General features: G+C 71.5%; 28 protein-coding genes. 7 read left to right on the top strand and 21 right to left on the bottom strand.

Annotated elements, in window-relative coordinates; translation table 11 throughout:
• Nucleotides 1-3: 3 nt before the first annotated feature.
• The 11 genes from B0I32_RS08180 to B0I32_RS08130 all read right to left on the bottom strand — a co-directional run bounded on the left by B0I32_RS08180 (nucleotide 4) and on the right by B0I32_RS08130 (nucleotide 8,975).
• On the bottom strand, nucleotides 4-288 hold the full coding sequence (locus tag B0I32_RS08180; protein ID WP_106236451.1) for a gas vesicle protein K: 285 nt from the start codon (nucleotides 286-288) through the stop codon (nucleotides 4-6).
• Between the two features lie 6 nt (nucleotides 289-294).
• Nucleotides 295-489, bottom strand: a complete 195-nt coding sequence (locus B0I32_RS08175; protein ID WP_106237026.1) for a gas vesicle protein — start codon at nucleotides 487-489, stop codon at nucleotides 295-297.
• A gap of 83 nt (nucleotides 490-572) precedes the next feature.
• Nucleotides 573-1,424 carry a GvpL/GvpF family gas vesicle protein gene (locus B0I32_RS08170; RefSeq protein ID WP_106236449.1) on the bottom strand — a complete coding sequence of 284 codons (852 nt, stop codon included), beginning with the start codon at nucleotides 1,422-1,424 and terminating at the stop codon, nucleotides 573-575.
• Nucleotides 1,417-1,761 carry a gas vesicle protein GvpJ gene (gene gvpJ / locus B0I32_RS08165; protein ID WP_106236447.1) on the bottom strand — a complete coding sequence of 115 codons (345 nt, stop codon included), beginning with the start codon at nucleotides 1,759-1,761 and terminating at the stop codon, nucleotides 1,417-1,419. The genes B0I32_RS08170 and gvpJ (B0I32_RS08165) overlap by 8 nt, the downstream gene beginning before the upstream one ends.
• 1 nt (nucleotide 1,762) lies before the next feature.
• Complete coding sequence (locus B0I32_RS08160; protein ID WP_106236445.1) at nucleotides 1,763-2,206, bottom strand: gas vesicle protein GvpO; 444 nt, start codon at nucleotides 2,204-2,206, stop codon at nucleotides 1,763-1,765.
• Nucleotides 2,207-2,210: 4 nt separating this feature from the next.
• Nucleotides 2,211-2,438, bottom strand: coding sequence for a gas vesicle protein GvpG (locus tag B0I32_RS08155; RefSeq protein WP_106236443.1), 228 nt, complete (start codon nucleotides 2,436-2,438; stop codon nucleotides 2,211-2,213).
• Nucleotides 2,439-2,450: 12 nt separating this feature from the next.
• Nucleotides 2,451-3,254, bottom strand: a complete 804-nt coding sequence (locus B0I32_RS08150) for a GvpL/GvpF family gas vesicle protein (RefSeq protein WP_106236441.1) — start codon at nucleotides 3,252-3,254, stop codon at nucleotides 2,451-2,453.
• Nucleotides 3,255-3,259: 5 nt separating this feature from the next.
• Nucleotides 3,260-3,727 carry a gas vesicle protein GvpJ gene (gvpJ, locus tag B0I32_RS08145; RefSeq protein WP_106236439.1) on the bottom strand — a complete coding sequence of 156 codons (468 nt, stop codon included), beginning with the start codon at nucleotides 3,725-3,727 and terminating at the stop codon, nucleotides 3,260-3,262.
• Nucleotides 3,728-3,877: 150 nt separating this feature from the next.
• Nucleotides 3,878-4,882 (bottom strand): LacI family DNA-binding transcriptional regulator, encoded by a 1,005-nt coding sequence (locus B0I32_RS08140; RefSeq protein WP_106236438.1) that lies wholly within the window; start codon nucleotides 4,880-4,882, stop codon nucleotides 3,878-3,880.
• Nucleotides 4,879-7,665, bottom strand: coding sequence for a glycoside hydrolase family 3 protein (locus B0I32_RS08135; protein ID WP_106236436.1), 2,787 nt, complete (start codon nucleotides 7,663-7,665; stop codon nucleotides 4,879-4,881). The genes B0I32_RS08140 and B0I32_RS08135 overlap by 4 nt, the downstream gene beginning before the upstream one ends.
• Before the next feature lie 98 nt (nucleotides 7,666-7,763).
• Nucleotides 7,764-8,975 (bottom strand): ROK family transcriptional regulator, encoded by a 1,212-nt coding sequence (locus tag B0I32_RS08130; RefSeq protein WP_181307160.1) that lies wholly within the window; start codon nucleotides 8,973-8,975, stop codon nucleotides 7,764-7,766.
• A 171-nt stretch (nucleotides 8,976-9,146) separates the two neighbouring features.
• Here B0I32_RS08130 and B0I32_RS08125 point away from each other — a divergent pair, with 171 nt between their 5' ends.
• From B0I32_RS08125 to B0I32_RS08110, 4 genes are read left to right on the top strand one after another with little or no spacing between them, the layout of a single operon-like run.
• Nucleotides 9,147-10,787, top strand: coding sequence for an extracellular solute-binding protein (locus B0I32_RS08125; protein ID WP_106236432.1), 1,641 nt, complete (start codon nucleotides 9,147-9,149; stop codon nucleotides 10,785-10,787).
• Nucleotides 10,784-11,818, top strand: a complete 1,035-nt coding sequence (locus B0I32_RS08120) for an ABC transporter permease (RefSeq protein WP_425438087.1) — start codon at nucleotides 10,784-10,786, stop codon at nucleotides 11,816-11,818. The genes B0I32_RS08125 and B0I32_RS08120 overlap by 4 nt, the downstream gene beginning before the upstream one ends.
• On the top strand, nucleotides 11,815-12,738 hold the full coding sequence (locus tag B0I32_RS08115; RefSeq protein ID WP_106236429.1) for a carbohydrate ABC transporter permease: 924 nt from the start codon (nucleotides 11,815-11,817) through the stop codon (nucleotides 12,736-12,738). The genes B0I32_RS08120 and B0I32_RS08115 overlap by 4 nt, the downstream gene beginning before the upstream one ends.
• A gap of 54 nt (nucleotides 12,739-12,792) precedes the next feature.
• Nucleotides 12,793-13,644 (top strand): DUF1963 domain-containing protein, encoded by an 852-nt coding sequence (locus tag B0I32_RS08110; RefSeq protein WP_106236428.1) that lies wholly within the window; start codon nucleotides 12,793-12,795, stop codon nucleotides 13,642-13,644.
• 29 nt (nucleotides 13,645-13,673) lie between these two features.
• On the opposite strand, the gene B0I32_RS08105 is transcribed toward B0I32_RS08110, so the two are convergent.
• On the bottom strand, nucleotides 13,674-13,853 hold the full coding sequence (locus tag B0I32_RS08105; RefSeq protein ID WP_106236426.1) for a hypothetical protein: 180 nt from the start codon (nucleotides 13,851-13,853) through the stop codon (nucleotides 13,674-13,676).
• A gap of 102 nt (nucleotides 13,854-13,955) precedes the next feature.
• Here B0I32_RS08105 and B0I32_RS08100 point away from each other — a divergent pair, with 102 nt between their 5' ends.
• Nucleotides 13,956-14,414 (top strand): MarR family winged helix-turn-helix transcriptional regulator, encoded by a 459-nt coding sequence (locus tag B0I32_RS08100; protein WP_106236424.1) that lies wholly within the window; start codon nucleotides 13,956-13,958, stop codon nucleotides 14,412-14,414.
• Nucleotides 14,415-14,458: 44 nt separating this feature from the next.
• Here B0I32_RS08100 and B0I32_RS08095 read toward each other — a convergent pair whose 3' ends face one another.
• The 3 genes from B0I32_RS08095 to B0I32_RS08085 all read right to left on the bottom strand — a co-directional run bounded on the left by B0I32_RS08095 (nucleotide 14,459) and on the right by B0I32_RS08085 (nucleotide 15,710).
• The gene (locus tag B0I32_RS08095) at nucleotides 14,459-14,689 is read right to left on the bottom strand and encodes a hypothetical protein (RefSeq protein ID WP_106236422.1); all 231 of its coding nucleotides are present in this window, start codon (nucleotides 14,687-14,689) and stop codon (nucleotides 14,459-14,461) included.
• Nucleotides 14,680-15,081 (bottom strand): hypothetical protein, encoded by a 402-nt coding sequence (locus tag B0I32_RS08090; protein ID WP_106236420.1) that lies wholly within the window; start codon nucleotides 15,079-15,081, stop codon nucleotides 14,680-14,682. The genes B0I32_RS08095 and B0I32_RS08090 overlap by 10 nt, the downstream gene beginning before the upstream one ends.
• A gap of 86 nt (nucleotides 15,082-15,167) precedes the next feature.
• Nucleotides 15,168-15,710, bottom strand: coding sequence for a hypothetical protein (locus tag B0I32_RS08085; protein ID WP_106236418.1), 543 nt, complete (start codon nucleotides 15,708-15,710; stop codon nucleotides 15,168-15,170).
• 278 nt (nucleotides 15,711-15,988) lie between these two features.
• Here B0I32_RS08085 and B0I32_RS57520 point away from each other — a divergent pair, with 278 nt between their 5' ends.
• The gene (locus B0I32_RS57520; RefSeq protein WP_181307158.1) at nucleotides 15,989-16,150 is read left to right on the top strand and encodes a hypothetical protein; all 162 of its coding nucleotides are present in this window, start codon (nucleotides 15,989-15,991) and stop codon (nucleotides 16,148-16,150) included.
• On the opposite strand, the gene B0I32_RS08080 is transcribed toward B0I32_RS57520, so the two are convergent.
• From B0I32_RS08080 to B0I32_RS08065, 4 genes are read right to left on the bottom strand one after another with little or no spacing between them, the layout of a single operon-like run.
• A complete protein-coding gene (locus B0I32_RS08080; protein ID WP_146178081.1) occupies nucleotides 16,133-16,765 on the bottom strand; it encodes a VOC family protein in 633 nt (210 codons plus the stop codon). The genes B0I32_RS57520 and B0I32_RS08080 overlap by 18 nt on opposite strands.
• Entirely contained in the window at nucleotides 16,752-17,552 is an 801-nt protein-coding gene (locus B0I32_RS08075; RefSeq protein ID WP_146178080.1) for an alpha/beta fold hydrolase, read from the bottom strand. Before B0I32_RS08075 ends, B0I32_RS08080 begins: the two co-directional genes overlap by 14 nt.
• The gene (locus B0I32_RS08070) at nucleotides 17,549-18,484 is read right to left on the bottom strand and encodes a Rieske 2Fe-2S domain-containing protein (RefSeq protein WP_106236412.1); all 936 of its coding nucleotides are present in this window, start codon (nucleotides 18,482-18,484) and stop codon (nucleotides 17,549-17,551) included. Before B0I32_RS08070 ends, B0I32_RS08075 begins: the two co-directional genes overlap by 4 nt.
• The gene (locus tag B0I32_RS08065) at nucleotides 18,481-19,734 is read right to left on the bottom strand and encodes a flavin monoamine oxidase family protein (protein WP_106236410.1); all 1,254 of its coding nucleotides are present in this window, start codon (nucleotides 19,732-19,734) and stop codon (nucleotides 18,481-18,483) included. The genes B0I32_RS08070 and B0I32_RS08065 overlap by 4 nt, the downstream gene beginning before the upstream one ends.
• Before the next feature lie 51 nt (nucleotides 19,735-19,785).
• On the opposite strand from B0I32_RS08065, the gene B0I32_RS08060 reads away from it, so the two are divergent.
• Nucleotides 19,786-20,973 carry a cytochrome P450 gene (locus tag B0I32_RS08060; protein WP_146178079.1) on the top strand — a complete coding sequence of 396 codons (1,188 nt, stop codon included), beginning with the start codon at nucleotides 19,786-19,788 and terminating at the stop codon, nucleotides 20,971-20,973.
• Here B0I32_RS08060 and B0I32_RS08055 read toward each other — a convergent pair.
• Both B0I32_RS08055 and B0I32_RS08050 read right to left on the bottom strand, forming a co-directional pair.
• Nucleotides 20,966-21,820: an ABC transporter permease gene (locus tag B0I32_RS08055; protein WP_106236406.1), complete on the bottom strand. Its 855-nt coding sequence runs from the start codon at nucleotides 21,818-21,820 to the stop codon at nucleotides 20,966-20,968. The genes B0I32_RS08060 and B0I32_RS08055 overlap by 8 nt on opposite strands.
• Entirely contained in the window at nucleotides 21,817-22,758 is a 942-nt protein-coding gene (locus B0I32_RS08050; protein ID WP_106236404.1) for an ABC transporter ATP-binding protein, read from the bottom strand. Before B0I32_RS08050 ends, B0I32_RS08055 begins: the two co-directional genes overlap by 4 nt.
• Between the last annotated feature and the right edge of the window lie 31 nt (nucleotides 22,759-22,789).

The following is a 22,789-nucleotide window of genomic DNA, read 5'->3' as shown; positions in this document are numbered from 1 at the left end:
GGATCAGTCCGCGGGCAGGAGCGTACCGAGGGGGCCGAGGTCGAGGTTGAGGTCCTGCGGGGTGAGCTCGAAGCGGGCGCAGAGGTCCGTCATCGCCTCTTCCAGGCGCATCAGGGTGACGCCGAGCACCTCGATCTGCTCGTCCGTCAGGCTGCCCTGCTCCATGCGGCGGACGCACTGGCGCTCCACGAGCTGGCGTACCAGCTCGACCAGGGTGAGGACGAGGCGGCTCAGGTCGCGCTCGACCGTCTCAGGGTCGGCGGCGACGCGCCAGCGGGGCGTCTCCACGGCCGCTCACCAGCTCCCTTCGAGCTCGTCCACGGACGCGATCAGGGCGCGCAGCGAAATGTGGACGAGGTCGATGTCGGCGATGGACAGCACCAGGTCGCCGGTCAGCACGACGCCGCCGGCCAGCAGCCGGTCCAGCAGGTCCACGAGCGCCACGCGCTCCGGCGGCAGCCGCTCCTCCGCCACCACGTCCCGTCTCACGTCGCCTCCCCGCACGCCGCCGTCATGACCGCCCGTCTCACGTCCGCACCCTGACCCGTCTCATGTCCCGGTCCTGGCCCGTCTCATGTCGCCTCCATGACCGTGAACGAGTACGGCGCCCACGGTCCGGTCATCCTGAGCTCCACGCCGTCCCCGCCGAAGGTGGCGACCAGGTCGGCGAACTCGGCGTCGCGCTCCTGGTCCACCAGGTACGCGCCGTTCAGCAGCATCGGGGCGTCCCGGCCGGACAGGCGCGGGTCCTGGGCGCGGTGCCGCAGCCCGGCGGCGGCGACGGCGGCCAGCGCGCGGTGGATGTGGTCGGCCCGCTGGAGCGCCTGCCTGCGCGCCTGCTCCCGCCCGCGCAGGCTGGTCCGGCGGCGTTGCAGGTACGCGGTGCCGGGCCGCCCGGCGTGCGCCTCGGCGCTCTGCTGCGGGTGCTCCTGCTCGGCGGGCTGGACGGCGTACGCCTTGACGCCCCACTCCCTGCGGCCGGTGACGTGCTCCAGCAGGCGCAGGAAGTCGTTCTCCCGCCGTTCCAGCAGGTCGGCGACCTGGGCGTCGTCCGCGTACACGGTGACGAGCCGGACCGGCGCGGTCGTCGTGAGCGCCGCCACGGTGTCGACCACGAGGTGGTGGGCGCGGGCGGTCTCCGCCAGCCAGTCCATGTCCTCCAGCAACCGGCGCAGCGGCTCCTCCCCGAACCGCTCCAGCGGCACCGTGCTCACATAGGCCACCAGGCCGGCGTGGGCGATCGTGCGCACGGGGGCGCCCGCCACGCCGGCCGGAGCGGGCAGCGGGTCGCGGGCCACCGCGTAGAGATAGGTCCCCTCGCCCTCACCCGCCGCGAAGCCCTCTCCCTCCGCGAAGTTCCCGCCTACCGCGAAGCCCTCGCCCTCCGCGAAGCCCTCGCCCGAGCCCGAGCCCGCATCAGTCATCGAGGTCTCCCGGGCGTTCGAGTGCGGCCACGCGGCGGCGCAGGCGGCGGTTCTCCTCCACCAGCTGACGGTCCCGCCCCGACAGGAACGGGTCGTGCTTCCACCAGTCGATGCCCAGCTCCTTGGCGGTGTCCACCGAGGCGATCAGCAGCCGCAGCTTGATCGTGAGCAGCTCGATGTCGAGCAGGTTCACCCGGATGTCCCCGGCGATCACCACTCCCCGGTCGAGCACCCGCTCCAAAATGTCGCCGAGGTTGGCGGGCTCACGGCCGCCGCCTGACCCCATCGAGCCGTACGCGGGCCGGGCCACGGCGCCGGACGACGATGCTCTGTCCATGTCAGTACGCCTCGCTGTACTCGGCGTTGGACCGCTTGTATCTCCGGATCCTGCGATAGGACAACAGGCTGCCCTCCTTGTCGATCTGCACCTGGTAGAGGGCGAGGATGTCGCCCGACGAGGGGATCCGGCGGTCCTCGACCACCTCGACGTCGATCACCCAGCCGCCGTCGGCGGGCGCGACCGAGGTGACGCCCTCGACGTGCTTCGTGGTCAGCTCGGCGATCTGGCGCTGGCCGACGCCGCCGGCCGTCACGGCGGTCAGCCCACCCCCGGGCCGCCCCCGTTCCGGCTCCGGCGATCGTTCGGACGGCTGCTCAGGCGGTCGCCCAGACGGCCGGCCAGGTGGCTGCTCGGACGGCTGGTCCTGCGACCGGGACGGGGCATCCGTGCGGAACCGGCGGCGTACGCGCGGCTGCTCCGCGGCGGGACGCCTGATCGTCATCGCTTCACCTCCGGGTCGCCATGCGCAGCACCTGCTCGATCGCCTGGCGCTCGTCCTCCTCGGAGATCTCGCCGGCGGCGCGCATCGCCTCGATCTCCTCCAGCTTCCTGCGCACGGTCGCGGGGTTGCGCGTCTCCCGTTCGACCTGCTCCTGAATGAGCTCCGCGAGCCGGATCAGTCCCCGGACCGGCAGTGTCAGCGGCCAGGTGAAGATGCCGCTTATCAGGCCCATCGCTCATGCTCCTCACGCCTGCGCGACGACGAAGTCGTAGGGCGCCATGGGGCCGAGCAGCCGCAGGGTGACCCGGCCCTCCCAGCGCTGGCCGAATTCCCGCAGCGCCTGCTCCAGTCGTTCCTGCTCGTCGGTCCTGCTCAGCAGGGCCAGGTGCACGGCGTCCTGTTCGTGCGAGGGGTCGCGGATGACCGCCTGGGTGAACAGGCCGGTCAGGGCGTCGGCGAGCAGGTTGGTGTCCATCTCGCGCTTGGCCTCGATCGAGGCGTTGATGATCTCGCCGAGCCTGATCCGCTCGTTCCTGGTCGCGTCCTCCGGCTTGCCGCGGATGGCCTCGCGCAGCGCCTGCGCCTCCGGGCTCTCGGCGAGGATCTCGGTCAGCACGGTCCCCTCGTCGTAGCGGCCCTTGACGACGTACTCGGCGTGACCCTCGACCTCGTTGAGCGCGCCGAGGAAGTCGTCGTGGTGCGGCCCGAGCAGCTCCTCCTCGACGGCGTCGGCGCTGGCCAGGACGGCGCCGAAGCGGAACGGCAGCACGGGGCCCTTGGCCGCCAGCGCGTCCAGCAGCCTCTCGTGCGCGTAGAAGTCGTCGGGCCGGCCGAGCGGCTCGTCCAGCCGGACGTCGCTGACCAAAGCCGCGATCTCGCCCTGCTGGATCAGCCTGACCTCGCCCGCGGGGTCGCCCAGTCCGCGCTGGCCGGAGGGCAGTTTCGCGTTCGCGCGGACGATGCCGTACACGTACGAGCCGAGGGTCTGGCTCTGGGCGGCGGCCTGGTCGGGCGCGGAGGCTCCGGAGACCTTCGTCGGACGTCCCATGGCGCTCAGCCTTCCTCTCGCTTGGGCCGGAACTTCCTCTTCGGCGGGCCCTGGTGTGCGCGGTCCACCTCGACCTCGGTCTCGGACTCGGCCGCCTCGGCCGCGGGATCGCGCTGCTTGCCGGTGAGCTCGCCGAGCGAGTCGCCGGCCTCCTCCACGACGCCCTGGATCATGTCCTTGGCCTTGTCCTGGCTCGGCACGCCCTTGGCGTCCGCGATGACGTCGGGCAGGCCCTTCTCGCTCTTGGTCATGTCGAGCCGGTTAGCGGCCTCGGCGAAGCGCAGGTAGGTGTCGACGCTGGCCACGACGACGCGGGCGTCGATCGTCAGGATCTCGATGCCGACGAGCGACACCCTGACGTAGGCGTCGATCACGAGGCCCTTGTCGAGGATCGTGTCGATCACGTCGGCGAGGCCTGACGGTCCGCCGCCGCCCCCCGCGCCGGCTGACGCCGGTTGCACAGACGTACTCATATGAATCTCCCCCTCGCCTCCGCCAGCCTGCCCGTGAAATACGACAGGGAACCACAAACCAGGCAGATTTGACGTACGCTGAGCGTACGGACGATTACCTTCCGTACTTTTGGGGCGAGAGGGTGTTTGCCGCAGCGGGCCCGGGACGGGTCAGGTGCTGGCGCGGACGGCGAGCAGCGGCGTCAGCAGGGTCGACTCGGGCACCGCACGGCCCTCCAGCTTGTCCATGACCAGGCGGACCGCCTCCCTGCCCACCTCCTCGGCCGGGATCAGCACCGAGGTGAGCGGCGGCCCGGCCCGTTCGGCGACGTCGTCGGGACAGATCGCCACCACGGCCACGTCGTGCGGCACCCGCCGGTCGAGCTGGCGCAGCGCCGCCAGCACGTGGCTCACCGCCGCCTCGTTGTGCACGACGAGACCGGACAGGCCGGGACGGTCGAGGAGCAGGTCGCGGACGGTCTCGTACACCTCGTCGAACGTCTCCTCGCAGGGCAGCGTCACGCCCTTGAGCCCGTGGGCGTCCAGCGCCCGGGCGAAGCCCTCGCGCGTCCGGGTGGCGAAGCCGGTGCCCCGGTCGTAGACCACCGACGGCGCTCCGAGCAGGGCGATCTCCTCGTGCCCGCGCTCGGCCAGGTGCTCCACGCAGCGCGCCCCCGCCGCGGCGAAGTCGAGGTCCACGCAGGTGAGCCCGGCCGGCTCGGCGGGGAAGCCGATGAGCACGCTCGGCTCGGCCAGCTCGCGCAGCAGCGGCACCCGGCGGTCGTCCAGCTCCACGTCCATGAGCACCAGCGCGTCCACGAGCGCGCTGGCCGCCACCCGCCGGATGCCCTCCGGACCTTCGTCGGCGGTCAGCAGCAGCACGTCGTGGTCGAACCGGCGCGCGGCCGTCACGACGGCGCTGGCGAAGCGCATCAGCACGGGCACGTGCATGCCCGCGCGCAGCGGCAGCACCAGCGCGATCACGTTGGAGCGCTTGCTGGCCAGCGCGCGGGCGCCGGCGTTGGGGTGGTAGCCGAGCGCGCTGATGCTGTCGAGCACCCGCCGCCTGGTGTCGGCCGAGATCGTCCGCTTGCCGCTGAGCACGTACGACACCGTGCTGACGGCCACCCCCGCGTGCTTGGCGACCTGCGCGATCGTCACCGTGCGGCCGCTCAAGCCCCGGCTCCGAAGTCGATCCCGGCCAGCGTCACGCCCTCGTTCTCGAAGACCACGTAGAGATCCTGCACCCCGCCGGCGTCTTCGAGCCAGGCCTCGACGGAGTGATAGCCGTACCGGGCGGTCCTGGGCACCGGGAACGTGGCCAGCGGCGGCCCGTAGAGAGGGTCGCCGCGGCGCAGGGTGATCACGCCGCCCTCGGTGCTGCCCGCCCGCGCCACGCAGCGCGTCCGGCCGGTCAGGTCCACCTGCCGGAACAGGATCCAGGCGCCCTCCGCGTCCGAGCGCACGGCGTCGCCGTCCACCCTGGTCTCGTCCACGAAGGTGATCGCGTCGTACTCGTCGTGGCAGGACGCGCGCAGCGGCCCCCGCTGGGGCGGGACGCTCTCGCCCGCGACCTCGAAGCGGGCGCTCAGGCGCAGGTCGGTGGCGCTGCGGCCGACCATGAGCTGGTGCGGCGCGTGCTCCACGACGAACCTGCTCCTGGTGACGTCCCAGAAGGCCAGCTCGGCGACGGGCAGCCGGAGCGTCACCGTCCGGCTCTCGCCCGGCTCAAGGCGCACCTTCTCGAACCCGCGCAGGCGGCGCAGCGGCTGCTTGACGCGGGAGCGCTGCTGGTGGGTGTAGAACTGCACGACCTCGACGCCGGGCCGCGCGCCCGTGTTCGTCACCGTGGCCTCGGCCTCCAGGACGTCGTCGGCCAGGCGGACGCGCAGGCCGGCGTAGTCGAAGGTGGTGTAGCTCAGGCCGTGGCCGAACGGGTGCAGGGGGACGCCGCGGAAGTACTGGTAGGTGGCGTCGGAGGCGATGATGTCGTAGTCGAGCAGGTCGGGCAGCTCCTGCTCCGAGCGGTACCAGGTCTGGGTCAGCCGGCCCTCCGGGTCGGCGTCGCCGAACAGCACCTCGGCCAGGGCGTGGCCGTACTCCTGGCCGCCGTGCGCCGACCACAGCACCGCGGGCAGGTCGCGCGCGGTCCAGGTGAGCGGGTAGCCGCTGGTGAGGACCAGCACGGTACGCGGGTTCGCCGCGCGCACGGCCCGCACCACGGCGTCCTGGGCGGGCGCCAGGGCCAGCGTCATGCGGTCCTCGGTCTCGCGCCCGTTGACCAGCGGATGATCGCCGGCCACCACGACCGCGACGTCCGCCTGACCGGCCAGCCTGGCGGCCTCCTCGGTGCCGCTCCTGACCACGTCCATGGCCAGCCAGACGGCCTGGTCGGCGTCGTCCACCAGGCACAGCACGCCGTCGTCCGCGGCGCCGACGTAGCAGCCGGTCGAGATGTGGCGCAGGGCGAGCGTGCCGCGCGGGCGCTCCTCCATCCGGAACGTCTGGCGCACCTCCCACCCGTTCGGGCCCGGCTGGTCGTTCACCAGCGTCACGCCGTCCACGGACACGAACCGGCCGGTGGTGACCGAGCGCAGCGCGTACGCGCCGCCGCCCCAGTCGAACAGGTCGAACAGCCCGGCCCGCTCGCCCACGCCGAGCGGCCCGCCGGCCGGGTCGGCGGCGATGGGGCCGGACTCGGCGGTCAGCGTCACCCGGTCCACGGCCTCGCAGAACACGGTCTCGCACCGCTCGGCCAGCCCGGCGCGGGCGGTGACGGCGTAGGGCAGGGTGCCGCTGTACCAGTCCTCCATGAGCGCGTCGCCGAGCTGGCCGATCACGGCGATCCTGGTCACGTCGCGCAGCGGCAGCAGCCCGTCGTTCGCCAGCAGCACGAACGAGCGCCGCGCCGCCTCCCTGGCCAGCGCCTGGTGCTCGGGGCAGTTGACCACGTTGTCGTTGACGTCGTCGTACGGCGTCGCCGGGTCGAACTCGCCCAGCCGGAACCGGATCGACAGCGCGTGCCGCACGGCCGCGTCCACGTCCGCCTCGGCCAGCAGCCCCTGGGCCAGGGCCGCGCGCAGGTGGCCGAGCGTGGCCTCGGCGCGGTCGTCGTCCTGGGTGAAGCTGTCGAGCCCGGCCTTGACCGCGTGCGCGTACGCCTCGGGCAGCGTGTCGTGGTAAGCCTGCGGCGCGATGAGGTTGCCCGGCGCGTACGCGTCGCTGACCACCAGCAGGTCGTCCGGCGCCCAGGCCCGCAGCACCTGCCCGATCAGCGGGCTGAGGTGCGCGGGCCGCCCGTTGACCAGGTTGTACGACGGCATCACGGCCACCGCCACGCCCTCCTCGATGGGCGCGCGGAAGGCGGGCAGCTCGTACTCGTGCAGCACCCGCGGCGGCAGGTTGCTGGAGGTCGTGCACCGGTCGGTCTCGTTGTTGTAGCCGAGGAAGTGCTTGAGCGTGGGGGCCGTCCTGAGGATTGCGGGAGCGCTCCCACGATGCCTGTCGAGCCCGCAGAGCCCCCGCGCGTACGCGGCGGCCAGCACGGAGGTCAGCCACGGATCCTCCGAGTAGCCCTCCTCGTTCCGCCCCCACCGGGGGTCGCGCAGCGGGTTGACCACGGGCGCCCACACGTTGAGCCCGGCGCCCGCGGGGTCCTTGTGGTGGAAGGCGAGCACCTCGTTTCCCGTCGCCTCGCCGACCCGGCGGACCAGGTCGCGGTCCCAGGTGGAGGCCAGGCCGACGGCCTGCGGGAACACGGTGGCGGGGCCCAGCCAGGCCAGGCCGTGCAGCGCCTCGGTGCCCGTGCGGAACGCGCCGATGCCCAGCCGCTCCACCGGCGCCTGGTACTGGTGCAGCAGGCCCACCTTCTCCTCAAGGGTCAGCCTGCGCAGGACGTCGTCGATCCGGTCGGGAAGGGGTACCGCCGGGTCACGGAAGGGGGGTTGTTGCATGATCATCCCTCTGAGAGTGTCGAAGCGCTTCGACGACCGGCCTGGGGAAGTTACGCGGGCATTTCGGTGGGTTGACTGAAGGGTGCACGCCGCCGTGACCAAGGTCAAGGGATTCGCGACAATCCCCCGGGCAATCTTCCCGAATCGACGGAGTCGAGCACGCGGGCCGCGCCCCCGAGCGCCGCCGCGTCGTGCCCCAGCGTCGAGGCCACGACCTGGCACCCGCCGGCCTCCTCGGCGACGACCCGGCCGGCCAGCTCGTCGTGGACGGCGGGCAGCAGCCACGGCGCCAGCGGCACGTAGTAGCCGCCGAGAATCACCACTTCGGGATTGAGCAGGCTGGCCAGCAGAGACACGCCCTGGCCCAGATGGCGGCCGACGGAGTCGAGCGTGGCCAGGGTGCCGGCGTCGCCCGCGCGGGCCAGGCGCACGACCTCCTCGATCTCGACCTGGGTCTCGGCCGGCGACGGGTCCCTGCGCAGCACGGCGCCGATCCCGGCCATGGCCTCCAGGCAGCCGCGCCGGCCGCAGTGGCAGCGGGGGCCTTCGGGGTCGAGCTGGACGTGGCCGATCTCGCCGCTGAAGCCGCGCCCGCCCTTGCGCAGCCGCCCGTCGAGGATGACGCCCGCGCCGACGCCGAGCTCGCCGGTGAGGTAGACCAGGTCGGAGGCGCCGGCGTGGGCGCCGAAGCGCTGCTCGGCCAGGGCCGCGAGGTTGGCGTCGTTGTCGACCTGGATGGGGAAGCCGGGGTCGCGCAGCGCCTTGGCCAGGTCGCCGCCGAGGTCGGCGTCGCGCCAGCCGAGGCCGGGCGCGATGCGTACGGTGCCCTGCACGTCGACCAGCCCGGGAACGGCCACGGCCAGGCCGAGCACCTGGCGCTCCTCCTTGGCCATGCGCCCGACCACGCGCCTGACGACCGCCCCGACGGCCGCCACACCCTGGTTGACCGAGTCGCCGGCCGAGAACGAGCGCCGCCAGGTCAGCAGCCGCTCGCCGGCCAGGTCGACGGCCACGGCCGACACGGTGTCGACGTTGATCTCGACGCCGATGGCCGCGTAGGGCGAGCCGTCGAGGACGAGCATCGTGGCCGGCCGGCCGACGCGGTTCTCCGTCAGCCCGGTCTCGCGGACGAGCCGGCGATCGATGAGGTCCGCGACCAGGCTCGACACCGTCGCCTTGTTCAGCCCGGTGGAGGCCGCGATGTCGGCGCGCGAGCAGGGCGCGTGCTCGCGGACGAAGCGCAGCACGACCGCGAGGTTGGTGGCCCGTACGTCGGCGAAGTCGGCCGGCTGAGGCCCGGTCGTAGAAGTGATCAAATCAGCCCCGTTCCCGCCAGGAGGTGACCCCAGCATGCCGCATCGCCGGCTCCCTTCACCAACCTGTGACCATCGTGCTCACTTGTGGGTGCGGTCCCAGTCTACTAATTTGTTTGGTCGGAATACCAACTAATTTAGAGCGGCCATCCCGACAGGGACAGGGGCAGAGCCATGCAGAACTCAACAACCCGCCGGGGCTTTCTCGGCCTGGTAGGCGCGAGCGTCCTCGTGGCGGGCTGCGCCGAGAAGAAGGAAGTGTCTAAGGGCACGGCCGTGGCGGCCGACAAGCTCAAGAGCCTGGTGCCCACGAGGACGCCGTTCGAGATCCCCGGGCTCAAGCCGGACCTGCCGGGCAGCGAGTTCGTCCAGCCCGGCTTCCTGACCCGCCCCGCCGAGATGGTGCGGGCCGTCACCACCAAGCCGCTCACCAGCGGCAAGGAGGTGACCGCGATGACGCCGCTGTGGGGCACGGTGCCGCCGGGGCTCGGCAACAACTCCTACTACGACACCGTCAACGAGCGGCTCGGCGGCACGGTCCGCTTCAACATCTCCGACGGCAACACCTACGGGCAGAAGCTCAGCACCGTCCTGGCCAGCGGCGACGTGCCGGAGATGGTGATGATCCCCGAGTGGGAGCTGATCAAGATCGGCCACTTCACCGAGGCCGCCAACAAGCTCTTCGCCGACCTGTCCCCCTATCTGGCCGGGGACAAGGCCAAGGAGTTCCCGCTGCTGGCCAACTACGACACCGCCGCCTGGCAGTACGGCGTCTTCGGCGGCGTGCTCCAGGGCATCCCGTGGCAGAACGACCCGTTCCCCTTCGCCACGTTCGTCCGCGACGACATCCTGCGCGAGCTCGGCCTGGAGCATCCCAGGAGCGCTGACGACCTCGTCACGCTCGGCAAGGAGCTCACCGACCCGAGGAAGAAGCGCTGGGCCTACGGCGGCGGCATGGACCAGGAGCTCCAGCGGGCCTTCGGCGCGCCGCGCGAGTGGCGCAAGAAGAGCGACGGCACGCTCGAGTACAAGTACGAGACCCCCGAGTGGGCCGCCGCCATCGAGTTCGCGACCAAGCTGTTCGAGGCCGGCTACATCCATCCGGACGTGGTGGCCAACAAGGACGCCGACAACAAGGCCATCTTCGGCAACGGCGAGATGATCGTCTACCGGGACGGCCTCGGCTCCTGGCACGAGAACATGGGCCGCTTCGGCGCCGACAACCCCGACTTCAGGCAGATGATCGTCGATCCCTATCCGGCGCACGCGGGCGGCAAGCCGATCATGTGGCGCAACGAGCCCGCCAGCATGTTCGTCTTCATCAAGAAGGGCCTCGGCGACGCCCGCACCCGCGAGCTGCTCGCCCTGTCGAACTGGGCGTCGGGGCCGTTCGGCACCCAGGAGTACGAGCTGGTCACCAACGGCGTCGAGGGCAAGCACTACACGGTCGAGGGCGGCAAGGTGAAGCAGACCGCGCTCGGGCGCAAGGAGGTCGCGCCCACGTACCTGTTCCTGTCGGGCCGCCCCAACGCCAACGCGATGAGCCAGTACGAGGGCCTGGTCCAGGGCCTGTGGGACTGGTCGACCAAGGCGGCGGCGATCCTGGAGAACGACCCGTTCGTCGGCATCCGGGTGGAACGCCCGTCCAAGATGGCCGGGCTGACGGTCCCGACCGAGGACAAGCTGCAGGAGATCTACCGCGGCAAGCGGCCCGTCTCCGAGTGGCCCAAGATCCTCAAGGAGTGGCAGGACGGCGGCGGCAACGAGGCGCGCGAGTTCTACATGAAGGTCGCCCGCGACAACGGGCGGCTGTGAGTCCCCGTGACGTACGCGACGACGCCGCAGCACGTCTCCAGGACGGCGCCGCCATGGGCACGGTGACGACCCGGCGGCCCGCCCCGAGCGGCACGCGCCCCGCTCCCCCGCCGCCCAGGCCCACGTGGCGGGTCAAACTGCGCAGGGACTGGCCGCTGCTGGTGATGAACCTGCCGATGCTGCTCGTGGTGCTCGCCTTCTGGTGGCTCCCCGCGCTCGGCAACGTGATCGCCTTCCAGGACTACAACCCGTACACCGACGGCATCCTCGGCAGCCCGGTCATCGGCTTCACGAACTTCGCGCTGCTCTTCGAGGACCCGCAGTTCCTGCGCGCGATCACCAACACCCTGTCGATCACCGCCTTCCAGCTCGTCTTCTACTTCCCGCTGCCGATCATGCTGGCGCTGCTGCTCAACAGCCTCGCCTCGGCGAAGCTGCGGGCGTTCGTGCAGGGCGTGGTCTACATGCCGTTCTTCTTCTCCTGGGTGCTGGTCGTGGCCATCTTCCAGCAGATGTTCGGCGGAGCGGGCCTGCTGGCGCAGATCCTGCGGGAGAACGGCCGCGAGGCCGTGGACTGGATGACGAACTCCGACACGTTCATCCTGCTGATCACCTCCCAGACCATCTGGAAGGACGCCGGCTGGGGCGCGATCATCTTCCTGGCCGCGCTCAGCACCATCGACCCCAACCTGTACGAGGCCGCCGCCGTGGACGGGGCCCGCCGCTGGCGGCGCATGTGGCACATCACGCTGCCCGGCCTGCGCCCGGTGATCGTGCTGCTGCTGATCCTGCGGCTGGGCGACGCGCTGAACGTCGGGTTCGAGCAGTTCATGCTGCAGCGCAGCGCCGTGGGCAGCGAGGCGTCCGAGGTGTTCGACACGTTCGTGTACTGGTCGGGGATCCGGACCGGCGACCTCGGCTACGGGGCCGCGGCCGGGCTGTTCAAGGGCCTGGTGGGGCTGCTGCTCATCGTGGCGGCCAACCGGGTGGCGCACGCGTTCGGCGAGCGAGGGGTGTATTCGAAATCATGACGGCACTGACGAGCAGGCCCCGCACCCGCCGGCCGGCCGGGCTGGCGCCCTGGGAGGAGCGTCCGTCGCCGGTCGGCCAAGTCGGCAAGGGCACGCTGGTGACCATCATCGTCGTGGCCGTGCTGGGCCCGCTCTACACGATCGTGCTGACCAGCCTGAGCTCCACCGCCACGGTGACCAGGGCGGGCGGGCTCGTGCTGATGCCCGACGGGATCACGTTCGAGGCCTACCGGCAGATCTTCTCCGACACGGTGGTCAGTCACGCGGTCATGGTCAGCACCGGCGTGACCGTGGCCGGGACGCTGGTCAGCGCCGGGGTGAGCATCCTCGGCGCGTACTCGCTGTCGCGGCCCGGCTCGTTCCTGCACCGGCCGCTGCTGTTCTGCGTGCTGCTGATGTTCGTCTTCATCCCCGGCATCATCCCCGTGTACCTGATGGTGAGCGGGCTGGGGCTGAAGGACAGTTACTGGTCGCTGATCCTGCCGACGGCCGTGTCGGCGTTCAACGTGGTGGTGCTGCGCTCGTTCTTCATGAGCATCCCCGGGGAGATCCTGGACAGCGCGCGCATCGACGGGGCCGGGGAGTTCCGGATCCTGTTCCGGATCGTGCTGCCCATGTCGAAGGCGGTGACGGCCGTGGTGGCGATGTTCTACGCGGTCGGGTACTGGAACGCGTGGTTCAACGCGATGCTCTACATCGACGACACCAGGAAGTGGCCGCTCGCCCTGATCCTGCGGCAGTACGTGGTCGACTCCAACCCGCTGCCCGCGGCCACGGCCGGCGTGACCGGCGACGCCCCGCCGACCCTGGCGATCAAGATGGCCATCGTGGTGGTCGCGGTCATCCCGGCTCTGATCATCTATCCGTTCGTGCAACGTCACTTCACCAAGGGCGTGATCGTGGGCGCCGTCAAGGGGTGAACGCCGCGTCCGCCGGCTGTTCCGTACGAGAGCGGATCTGGGCAGGATGAGCGCATGGATGACTGGATGCAGGACTTCGCCGGGTACGTCCGAGAGCTGTTACCCGAGGAGCTCGCCGCGCCGTTCATCGCCCTGGCTCGTCCGGCCGTGCGGCTGTCGAGGGCCGAGGAGGGCGAGACCGTGGTCGGCCGGCTGGGCGGCCTGCCCCGGCTGCCCGAGGGGGTGCCGTGGCCGGGCGCGGACGAGGGCAGGGCGATGCAGTTCCTCGCCGAGCTGGACTGCGCGGCGTTCGCGGCGTACGAGACGGACGTCGACCTGCCCGCCGAGGGCGCGCTGCTGTTCTTCAGCACCTGGGACAACGCGGCCGCGCGGGTGATCCTGCTGCCTCCCGGCGCCGTCCGGGTGCCTGAGCGCGACGTGCCCGTCAGCGGAGACGCGCGGGTGTTCCCCGAGGCCCCGCTCGCCGCCCGGACCGTGGCCACCTGGCCGACGCGGAGCCATGACGAACTGGTCAATCTGGGGCAGGAGTTCTGGGACCGTCCCGTGGAGGAGGAACCGGACGAGGATCTGGAGGAGGAGGAAGCGGGGGAGGAATCCGGGGAGCCGTTCGGCGACCTGCTCGCGGAGTTCGCCGGCACGGGAGGTGACCGGGTTCACCAGGTCGGCGGCTACTCCGACGCCCTGCAGGCGCCGATCGAGGTCGCGGCCGCGTACAGGGTCGGGGGGCTGACCCCGAAGGATCCCGGCTTCGCGGCGGAGGCCGCCCAGTGGGTCACCCTGCTCCAGCTCGACGAGGACAATGGGATGATGTTCGGGGACGGCGGCATCCTGATCTTCGGCATCCGCCGGGACCGGCTCGCCGCCCGCGACTTCAGCCAGGTCTTCCCGCACGTCCAAGGGCACTGACCGCTCCCGCCGTCCGGGATCGGCCGCGCTCAGGAGTAGAAGTGCATCACGAGCGCAAGGCCGCCGAAGTGGACCAGCACCACGATCACCAGCAACGAGACGAACACGAACTTGGCCGGGCCGTGCTCGAAGTGCTTGCCCTCCTTCAGCGGAGGGAGCTTGGCCTGGCGTTCGGCGATGCGTTCCTCGATCGACTTGCGGTGAAACACGGGGACGTCCCTTCAGGGGCCGAAGGTTTGCGTACAGACTGTTTGTGGACTATTAGTTAGTACACAAAGTAATTTACCAGATGCCCCCGGAGGTGCCATCGCATGGAGCCTGTGACGGAGACGACAGATCTCCTCGCGCTGGACCGGCAGGTGTGCTTCGCCCTCAGCATCGCCTCCCGCAGCGTGATCGCGCTCTACCGGCCGCTGCTGCAGCCCATGGGCCTGACCCACCCGCAATACCTGGCGATGCTCGCGCTCTGGCAGCACGAGCCGCTCTCGGTCAAAGAGCTGGGCGAGTTGCTCCAGCTCGACCCCGGCACCATGTCCCCGCTGCTCAAACGCCTCCAGGCGCTCGGTTACGTCAACCGCGAGCGCAACAGCCACGACGAGCGCTCCCTCGTCGTGACCCTCACCCCGGCCGGGCGCGAGCTGCGGGCGCAGGCCGAGAAGATCCCGCCGGCCATCGTCTCCCGCCTCGGCATGGACCTCGAAGAACTGCAGGACCTGCACGCCGCGCTGACCCGCGTGATCAAGGCGGCCCACAGCCCCGACGACAGGTGAGCGGGTACGGCGAGACGTCGCCATACCCGCCCTATGCCCGCGAGTCAGTCGAACAGTTCGTCGACACTGGTGGCGACGAGCGCCCTTTCGATCCAGGTCTTCAGAGTTTCCTGGTCCGTGCAGGCGAGGATCCGACGCCGCGCTTCGAACGGGACCTGGATTTTCCGCCCGTCCAGGATCATGAGGACAGCCTTGGCCTCACCCTTCACCTCGCCGTATTCGACAAGCTCGCGGACGAAAGGGTGGACCATGGCGTCTTCGATGGTCACGTCCATGCCGATCTCCTTGCCGAACTGAGCGACGTCGAACTTGGGTAGCAGTCCTCCGCGGTCTTGTCGTCCTGACAGAAGACCAGAAGCACCACCGGGCACTCCTCGATCGCCCGCAAGGTGCTCAGATAGACGGGCCAGGACCAGGTTTTCCTTTTGTCGTATCGTCGTTGGACTTCCAGCACCACTGCTCGCACCGGTTTGTCCTCTCGATCCAGGAGGACAACGGAGTCCGCCCGGTATTCGGTGGGCCTGCAGTTGGTGAAGTCGGCGGTGCCCAGCCTGGCCCGGTCGAAGGCCGGCACCGCAACGCCCACTTCGGCCAGCAGGGTTGTGACCAGGGATGGGCGGTTACGGACGAGTTCGATGAGGTACTCATGTTCTAATGTCGGCGACATGCCGAACAGATTACCGATTGAGACATGTCGATTACTCAGAGTCGAACTTTTCTCGGCATGGGTAAGCAGACGGCCGCTTTGCGGCCTCAGTAGAGCCGGCGCAGGTCCATCTGGAAGTTCTGCCGCCAGCTCTGCCCGCCGTCGACCGAGGTCTCGCCGATCTCGTGCCAGGCCGTGTCGGTGAACGTCAGCGTGTAGCGGGTGGTGAACGTGGGCGTCTGGAGGCTCCACTCGAACCGGTGGTCGCCGACGACCGGCTCGACCGTGGTGACGAAGCCCCGGGAGAACGCCTCCCAGCGGTACTTCCCCGTGACGTCGTTGTAGTTGATCACGGCGAGCGCGCTGTCCACGATCGTCCGCGGATCGGCCTTGTCCCGCCCCTGTCCCTCGACGGAGATGACCAGGTCACCCGCCTGGTAGCGGATCCACTCCGTCTGGAGGAACTCCTGGCGGGCGCCCGAGGGCAGGATGGTCCAGCCGGTTCCGGCCCAGGCGCCGATCATGAAGGAGAGCCTGCGCATCGCCTCGGCCTGCGATAAGGGCTCACCGGCGGAGGAGGCGGCCGAGGCGGGGGTCGAGGCGAGCAGCAGCAGGAGGCAGGCCAGCGGGATCAACAGGCGTGACTTCATCAGGACGTCTCCATGGTCGGGCGGACGGCTTCGGGTGGAGGGCTTCGGTGGACGCTTCGGGTGGGCGGCTGCAAGCGGCGCTGTCGTGGACGTCGCCGCGGACGCTCATCCGCGATTGTCGCCGACGACGTAGTGGCGGGGTCCGATGCGTATGGCCAGATGCCGCGATGCGTAATTCGCGGCGATCCGATGCGTAATTACGGCCGTCCCGCTGGACCTCGGGCGCTGGGCGAGCCGATGCTGGAATCGAGGTCCGTTCTCTCTTCTAAGGAGCGCTCATGGGATTGAACCTCCGGCTGGTCGTCCCCCTGGTCTACGCGGCCGCGGTCGTCGTGGCCTTCCTGATCGGGCAAACGGTGGGCTCGGTGGTCGCCATCGTCGGGGCCATCCTCGTGGCAGCGTTCTTCGTCATCACCGCTCGTTCACGCCAGCGCCAGTAGCGCGCCCCAGGGGTCGCGCACGATCGTCGCGTGGTCGCGGCCCGAGACGATCGTGGCGCCCAGGTCTACGGCCCGCGCGGCCGTCGCCGCGCGGCCGGCGGTGGCGAAGAACGTCACCCAGCACGGGCTCATCCCCTCCGGCGGCGGCATGACCTCGGCCTCGTGCAGCTCGGGGTAGAAGGCCGCGTCGTACGTCCACAGCTCGTGGCCGCACCAGGTGCCCGGCTCGCCCACCAGCACGATCCCGGCCGGCCTGCGCCCCTCCCACAGGCCGAAGGGCGCCCCGCAGGCGTCCAGCGCGAACAGCAGCCGCCCGTCCCGGCCGGCGGGGACCGGGCCGAGGAGCACGCTCCCGCCCCTCTCCTTGACCTCAGTGGCCGCCGCCTGGGCGTCCGGCGTCGCCAGGTAGGTGTTCCACGAGGCCGGCAGCCCGGGAGGCACCCGCCCGAAGCCGCCCACCACCCGGCCGCCGAGCTCGATGAAGGCGTAACCGCCCTCGTCGCGGAACGTCCAGCCGAACAGCTCCCCGTAGAACGCCCGCGCGCCCGCCGGGTCCAGCGCCCCGTAGTCCACCCAGCACGGCGTGCCCGGCCGGTAGTGCTCATGAATCGGCATGCTGCACCTCCCTCGTCGCCGCCCGCAGGTGGCCGCCGATGACGGGCGCCACGACGGCGGGGCGTTCGATCATGCACAGGTGCCCGGCGTCGGGCACGGTGATCACGCCGCAACCGGGAACGGAGCCGCGCAGCAGCTCCGCGCTCGCCCGGAAGCCCGGCATGTCCTCCACGCCCACCACGACCAGGGTGCGCGCCCGGATGCCGCGCAGATCGTCCACCGTGTGGACGTGCTTGCTCAGGCCGTACATGGAGCCGTCGCGCAGCTCGCGCCACGAGTGCCTGGCCACGATCGCGCGCAGCCTGGCGCGCAGCTCGGGATGGCGCTCGGTGCCGCGGAAGATGTCCGGCGGGGCCGCCATCCACACGTCGGCCAGCCGCTCGCCGTCCACGCCCATCCTGGCCAGCCCGGCCAGCGTGCGGTAACGCCCCGCGGTGCCCGGCTCGGCGGGGGCGCCGGCGATGGTCGGCGAGCCGACGACCAGCCCGCGCACGTCGCCGGGATGGTCGATGACCAGTTGCAGGGCGATCATGGAGCCGATCGACTCGGCCACCACCAGCGTGGCCCGCTCCGCACGGGCCAGCTCCGCCAGCTCCGCCGCCAGCGCGGGCAGCGACGTGCCCGGCCGCAGCGGCCGCGACCGGCCGTGGCCCGGCAGGTCCACGCCGACGTGCCGCCAGCCGGGCAGCAGCCCCCACAGCGGCTCCCAGACCGAGGAGTCCATCGTGTAGCCGTGGATCCACAGCACCGCGGGGCCGTCCCCGTGCGTCCGCACATGCAGGCTCACGACGTCACCTCCGCCGGGGCGAAACCGGCGCAGAAGCGGCGGAAGGCGATCACGGACGTGTCGGCCGCGTCGTAGCGCTGCGGCGCGCGCACGTCCAGGTGGTCCCAGACCACCCGGTCCTGGTCGAAGGCGTAGCGGGCGCCGTGCACGAGCGCGGGCAGCGACTCCTTCTGGTCCGGCCGGACGCCGATGACCACCCGCCCCACGCTGCCCGTCCCGTCCGGCACCGCTCCCGTGATGATCGTGTACGGCGCCGCCGCCGTGCCCAGCTCGGTCAGCACCAGGTGCGGGCTGTAGGCGCGGGCCACGAACCGGGAGGCGAAGTTCAGCCGCCGCTCCTTCTCCCACGGCGGCGCCTTGGTCCGGAACTCCCCCTCGATGACCAGCTCGTCGTGCTCCCCCATGCTGACCCGCATGCCCCGCACCGCCGGCACCAGGTGGACGGTGCTGAAGTGCTCGGCGTCGAAGGCGTTCTCGACCACGTACTCGGCCGGGACCGCGACCCGCTGGTTCACCGCCGCGACGAACGTCAGCTCCTCCGCCGCCTGTTTGATCGCCTGCTCGAAGCCCCGGTCGTCGCCCGGGTCGCCGGACAGCCGGGCGAACAGCGCCGCCCCGGCGTGCAGCGTCCGCACCTCGCCCACCGACCAGCGGCGGGACCGGTCGCCGAGCGCGATCCGCTTGCCGTGGAAGGGGCAGACGACGCACTGCCTGTCCAGCTTGCCGCCGTAGCCGAGATGGGCGCCCCGGTGCGGGCAGGTGGCCTCGAACACGCGGACGCCGTCGTCGTCGCGCACCGCGATCAGGTTCACGCCGCCCAGCCTGAGCGGTGTGAGGCCGGGAGCGAGTTCGTCGTCGAGCGCCAGCAGGAACCAGCCGCCGTGCAGGTCTCCGTCGCCCGGCGGGCCTTCTGCCGTGGTCTGTCCGATCACTTCAGTGCTCCGATCAGCTCAGTGGCCGCGCGTTCCCCGCCGGCCATCGCCATGTGCGCCATGGGCGGCCCGGCCAGGCCGGTCGTGGCCTCGCCGGCGAAGAACAACGTCCCGCCCATCGGCTCGGCCCAGGCCGCGGGCGCCCACAGCGCCCCCACCCCCGGGTACGTGTACGCGCCGCCCGCCCACGGATCGGCCCCCCAGTCGGCCACCCGCGCCGACTCCGGCTCCACTCCCCTGGTCCAGGGCAGCGCCCCGGCCAACTGCCGCAGCAGAGCGTTGTCCCGCCAGGCTGCTCTGGCCCGGCCGGCCGCCTCGGCCTTCGCCATGACCACCACCTCGCGGCGTCCGGCCGTGGCGGTGACGAAACCGAGCCGTCCTTCCGGGTCGAAGACCACGACGGACTCGGGTGCGGGCTCCGGGTAGGTGACCAAGGCGCACCAGGCGTCGCCAGGACGCAGCTCGTGGGCCGCCGCCTGCTTGCGTACCGGCAGGTCGTTGATCGCGAGCCTGCCGTCGGCGACGACCGGCGGCGGCACCGTGACCACGGCCGCGACCGCGTCCGCGACGTGGCCGGCGGCGGTGACCGCGCGTACCCGGCCGGGCGACCAGGTCAGGCGGGCGACCGGGTCGCCGAGGCGTACCCGCAGGCCGTCCGCCAGCCGCTCGGGCAGTGTGCCGAAGCCGCCGGGCAGGGCGAACTCGCCTCGTCCCACGGCGTCGGCGCGGCGGGCCACGGCCACGCCGAGCGCGCTCAGCGCCTCGGGACCGGCGGCCCAGTTCTGCCTGAACCACTCGGCGGCCGGCTCCAGCGCGGCGGGAGAGCCCGCCGTCTGCTCCTTCAGCCACTGCGCCACCGGCACGTCCCCGCTCACACCCGCGGAAAGCCGCCCCGTCGCACCTGCCGAAGGCCGCGACGTGGCACCCGCCACCAGCCGCTCCTCAAGCAGCGGCGGGGGCGGGCGCAGTGCGGACAGCGGGTGCGGCGCGCCGTCCAGCAGCACCCTGGCGGCGTAGCGGGGCAGCGGCACCAGGGCGGGCAGTCCTGGCAGCACGCCGATCGGGTTCCGGTCGCCGTGCACGACCTGCGCGCCGAGCTCCAGCCCCGACTCCTCGTCGGTGTGGATCCGGCCGCCGATCCGCTGCCTGGCCTCCAGCACCTCGACCGCGAGGCCGGCGCCCGCCAGCTTCGCGGCGGCGGCCAGGCCGCTGACGCCCGCACCGATCACGACCACATCGAGCTCTGCCACCGGCCGCTCCTCTGTAGTAGGTTGTCGTCGGCTTGATCACGAGGAGATGCGATGACGGCACCCCGTACGTTGCCCGCCCACCTGGCCCACCCGTTCTCTCCTCGCGGGCGGCTGGACCCGTATCCGGCGTACCGGTGGCTGCGCGAGCACGATCCGGTCCACTTCGACGTCACCTCGCGCATGTGGCTGCTGACCACGCACGCCGACTGCGCGCTGGCGCTGCGCGACCCGCGCTTCTCGGCGGCGCTGGGGCAGCGCGAGCGGGTCAGGGACGACGAGCTGCCGCCGTCGATGCTCACCACCGACCCGCCCGAGCACCAGCGTTTACGGTCGCCCGGGGCGCTGCTGATGGGGCCGGCCGCGATCCGCGGGATCTCCGGCGGCATCGCCGCCGAGATCGAGCACGTGCTGGACGCCCTGGCCGGGCGCGAGCGGATCGAGGCCACGGCCGACATCGGCGAGCCGCTGGCCACCGGCGTGCTGGCCGAGCTGTTCGGGCTCCCGGCCGCCGACCGTGCCGCCTTCGCCGAGCTGTCCGCGCGGGTGTCGGTCAACCTCGACCCGCTGGCGGGACCGCAGGCCGCGGCGGCGGGCCGGGCCGCGATGGGCGAGCTGACCCGCTTCCTCGGCGACCGCGCCGACGCGGCGGCCGAAGCCGTCCGGACAGCGGCGGGTGGGTCGCCGTTCGGGAGGCTGGCCGCCGACGAGCGGCTGACCAGGGCGGAGATGCTCGGGATCGCCGCGCTCACCGTCGTCGGCGGGTGGAAGCCGCTGGCCGAGATGGTGGGCAACGCGCTGCACTGGCTGCTGCCCAGGAAGGACGCCGCCGAGCAGGTACGCGAGAGCCCCGAGGCGGCCATGTCGGCCGTGGACGAGCTGCTGCGCCTGGAGTCGCCGATCCCGTTCACGGCCAGGGTGACCACCGAGGAGGTACGGCTGGACGGCGGGGTGATCCCGGCGGGGGCCAGGGTGCTGGCCCTGGTCGGAGCGGCCAACCGCGACCCGGCGGTGTTCGCCGGACCCGACGAGCTGATGGTGCTGCGCTCGCCCAACCCCCATCTCGCCTTCGGCGCGGGCACCCATCTCTGCCTCGGCGCCCCGCTGGTCAGGCACGCCGGAGCGGTGCTGCTCGGCGGCCTGCTGAGCAGGTATCCGGAGCTGCGTCCCGACGGCGACCCGCCCGTGTGGGCGCCGAGCATGGTGCCGAGGCGGCTGACCGGCTTCACCCTCACTACCTGACGTTCGCGCCGCGCCAGCGGAAGGTCAGCAGGCTCAGCAGCAGCGCCGCGGCGCACCACGAGCCCAGCACGACCGCGGTCCTGCCCAGCTCCCACGCGTGGGCGGGCTCCACCACGGCGAAGTCCGCGGGCAGGAACACCGAGCGCAGCCCCTGCGTCATCCACTTCAGCGGGAAGAACGCCGCGATCGTCTGCATCCAGGCGGGCAGCTCGCTGTAGGGGAAGAACACCCCCGAGATGAACTGCAGCACCAGGAACGGCAGCGTCACGATCGCCGCCGCCGACCTGGCGTTCGGGATGACCGCGCTGAACGCCACCGCCAGCAGCGAGCAGGACGCCGCGCCGAGCAGCAGCACCCACGAGAACGTGATCCAGTGGCCGGGGTCCGACGGCATCGGCAGGTGGAACAGCGCCACCCCGACGACCAGCAGGATCGCGGCCTCAAGGACGCCGGTCACGACCACCCGGACGATCTTGCCGACGAAGTACGCGGTCTTCGGCATCGGCGAGGAGGCCAGGCGGCGGATCATGCCGTTGTCCCGCTCGATCGCGATGTTGATCGCCAGGCCGTTGAAGCTGACGCTCATGATGCCGCAGGCGATGATCCCGGCCACGAACATCTGCTTGAAGTCGGTGTGGGTGCCGGGGACCGTACCGGAGAAGATCGAGCCGAGCACCAGCAGCAGCACGATCGGCAGCAGCAGCGTGAAGAACAGCGACTGCCGGTTGCGGAAGAACGACTTCAGCTCCACCGACGAGCGCGCGACCGACGCCCGCCACAGTCCCGAGCCCCCGCCGTACGCGACCGCGCGGCTCTGTCCCGCGACCACCGCGTCCGAGCTGGTCATGACAGTTCCCCCTGGTTCTCGCGGATCAGCTTGAGATAGACGTCCTCCAGCGTGGGCCGGTGGACCCGCAGGTCCCGCAGCTCGCCGACGCCGGCCTCGGCCGCCCACGGCAGCAGCGCGGCCAGGGCCCGCGTGGGCCCGTGGGTGCGCAGCGTGATGACGTCGTCCGTACGCGCGTCCACGGTCGTGTCCGGAGGCAGTTCCGGCAGGCCGGCCGCGCTCAGGCCGCCGGTCGCGGTGAAGCTGACCGTGGCGGGCACCTCGCGCCGCCCGCCGAGCTCGCTGACGGCGCCGGTCTCCACGATGGCGCCCGCGACGATGACGGCGGCCCGCTGCGCCAGCGCCTCCACCTCGTCGAGGTAGTGGGTGGTCAGCACGGTCGTCTTGCCCTGGTCGGCGAAGTAACGCACCAGGTCCCACGCCTCCGCCCGCGCCTCCGGGTCGAGCCCGGTGGTGGGCTCGTCCAGGAAGATCAGGTCGGGGTCGCCGACGACGCCCACGGCCACGTCGAGGCGGCGCAGCTGGCCGCCCGACAGCGTCTGGGCCTGCTTGCGTTCCTGCTTGCCCAGCCCCACCATGCCGATCACCTGATCGGCGGGCAGCGGCGCCGGGTAGAAGGAGGCGAAGTGCTCGACCACCTCGCGTACGGTCAGGTCGGTGTACGCGCCGGTGGTCTGCGGCACGATGCCGAGCCTGGCGCGCCACCGGGGTGAGTCCTCGGCCGGGTCACGGCCGAGGACCTGGACCTCTCCACCTGTACGCCTGCGCACGCCCTCGAGGATCTCGACCGTCGTCGTCTTGCCGGCGCCGTTGGGGCCGAGTAAGGCGAACACCTCTCCTGGCCGGACGTCCAGGTCCACACCTCGCAGGGTGTGACTGGAGCCGTACTGCTTGCGCAGCCCCCGTACCCGGATCGGGTTCGCCTGATCGTCGGACATGATCTCCTCTTCCTCTCGGGCGTGCGAAGAC

This window comes from Nonomuraea fuscirosea, assembly GCF_003001935.1.
Taxonomy (GTDB): domain Bacteria; phylum Actinomycetota; class Actinomycetes; order Streptosporangiales; family Streptosporangiaceae; genus Nonomuraea; species Nonomuraea fuscirosea.
The sequence above is the reverse complement of the archived record's forward strand: the minus strand, read 5'-3'. Positions and strand labels throughout refer to the sequence as shown.

Coding starts and splice junctions, on each gene's coding strand:
- gvpJ (WP_106236447.1), bottom strand. CDS start 1,761: ATGGACAGAGCATCGTCGTCCGGCGCCGTGGCCCGGCCCGCGTACGGC.
- B0I32_RS08170 (WP_106236449.1), bottom strand. CDS start 1,424: ATGACTGATGCGGGCTCGGGCTCGGGCGAGGGCTTCGCGGAGGGCGAG.
- B0I32_RS08110 (WP_106236428.1), top strand. CDS start 12,793: ATGGATGACTGGATGCAGGACTTCGCCGGGTACGTCCGAGAGCTGTTA.
- B0I32_RS08095 (WP_106236422.1), bottom strand. CDS start 14,689: ATGGACGTGACCATCGAAGACGCCATGGTCCACCCTTTCGTCCGCGAG.
- B0I32_RS08135 (WP_106236436.1), bottom strand. CDS start 7,665: ATGATCATGCAACAACCCCCCTTCCGTGACCCGGCGGTACCCCTTCCC.
- B0I32_RS08100 (WP_106236424.1), top strand. CDS start 13,956: ATGGAGCCTGTGACGGAGACGACAGATCTCCTCGCGCTGGACCGGCAG.
- B0I32_RS08050 (WP_106236404.1), bottom strand. CDS start 22,758: ATGTCCGACGATCAGGCGAACCCGATCCGGGTACGGGGGCTGCGCAAG.
- B0I32_RS08150 (WP_106236441.1), bottom strand. CDS start 3,254: ATGGGACGTCCGACGAAGGTCTCCGGAGCCTCCGCGCCCGACCAGGCC.
- B0I32_RS08125 (WP_106236432.1), top strand. CDS start 9,147: ATGCAGAACTCAACAACCCGCCGGGGCTTTCTCGGCCTGGTAGGCGCG.
- B0I32_RS08060 (WP_146178079.1), top strand. CDS start 19,786: ATGACGGCACCCCGTACGTTGCCCGCCCACCTGGCCCACCCGTTCTCT.
- B0I32_RS08090 (WP_106236420.1), bottom strand. CDS start 15,081: ATGTCGCCGACATTAGAACATGAGTACCTCATCGAACTCGTCCGTAAC.
- B0I32_RS08155 (WP_106236443.1), bottom strand. CDS start 2,438: ATGGGCCTGATAAGCGGCATCTTCACCTGGCCGCTGACACTGCCGGTC.
- B0I32_RS08115 (WP_106236429.1), top strand. CDS start 11,815: ATGACGGCACTGACGAGCAGGCCCCGCACCCGCCGGCCGGCCGGGCTG.
- B0I32_RS08080 (WP_146178081.1), bottom strand. CDS start 16,765: ATGCCGATTCATGAGCACTACCGGCCGGGCACGCCGTGCTGGGTGGAC.
- B0I32_RS08055 (WP_106236406.1), bottom strand. CDS start 21,820: ATGACCAGCTCGGACGCGGTGGTCGCGGGACAGAGCCGCGCGGTCGCG.
- gvpJ (WP_106236439.1), bottom strand. CDS start 3,727: ATGAGTACGTCTGTGCAACCGGCGTCAGCCGGCGCGGGGGGCGGCGGC.
- B0I32_RS08085 (WP_106236418.1), bottom strand. CDS start 15,710: ATGAAGTCACGCCTGTTGATCCCGCTGGCCTGCCTCCTGCTGCTGCTC.
- B0I32_RS57520 (WP_181307158.1), top strand. CDS start 15,989: ATGGGATTGAACCTCCGGCTGGTCGTCCCCCTGGTCTACGCGGCCGCG.
- B0I32_RS08160 (WP_106236445.1), bottom strand. CDS start 2,206: ATGACGATCAGGCGTCCCGCCGCGGAGCAGCCGCGCGTACGCCGCCGG.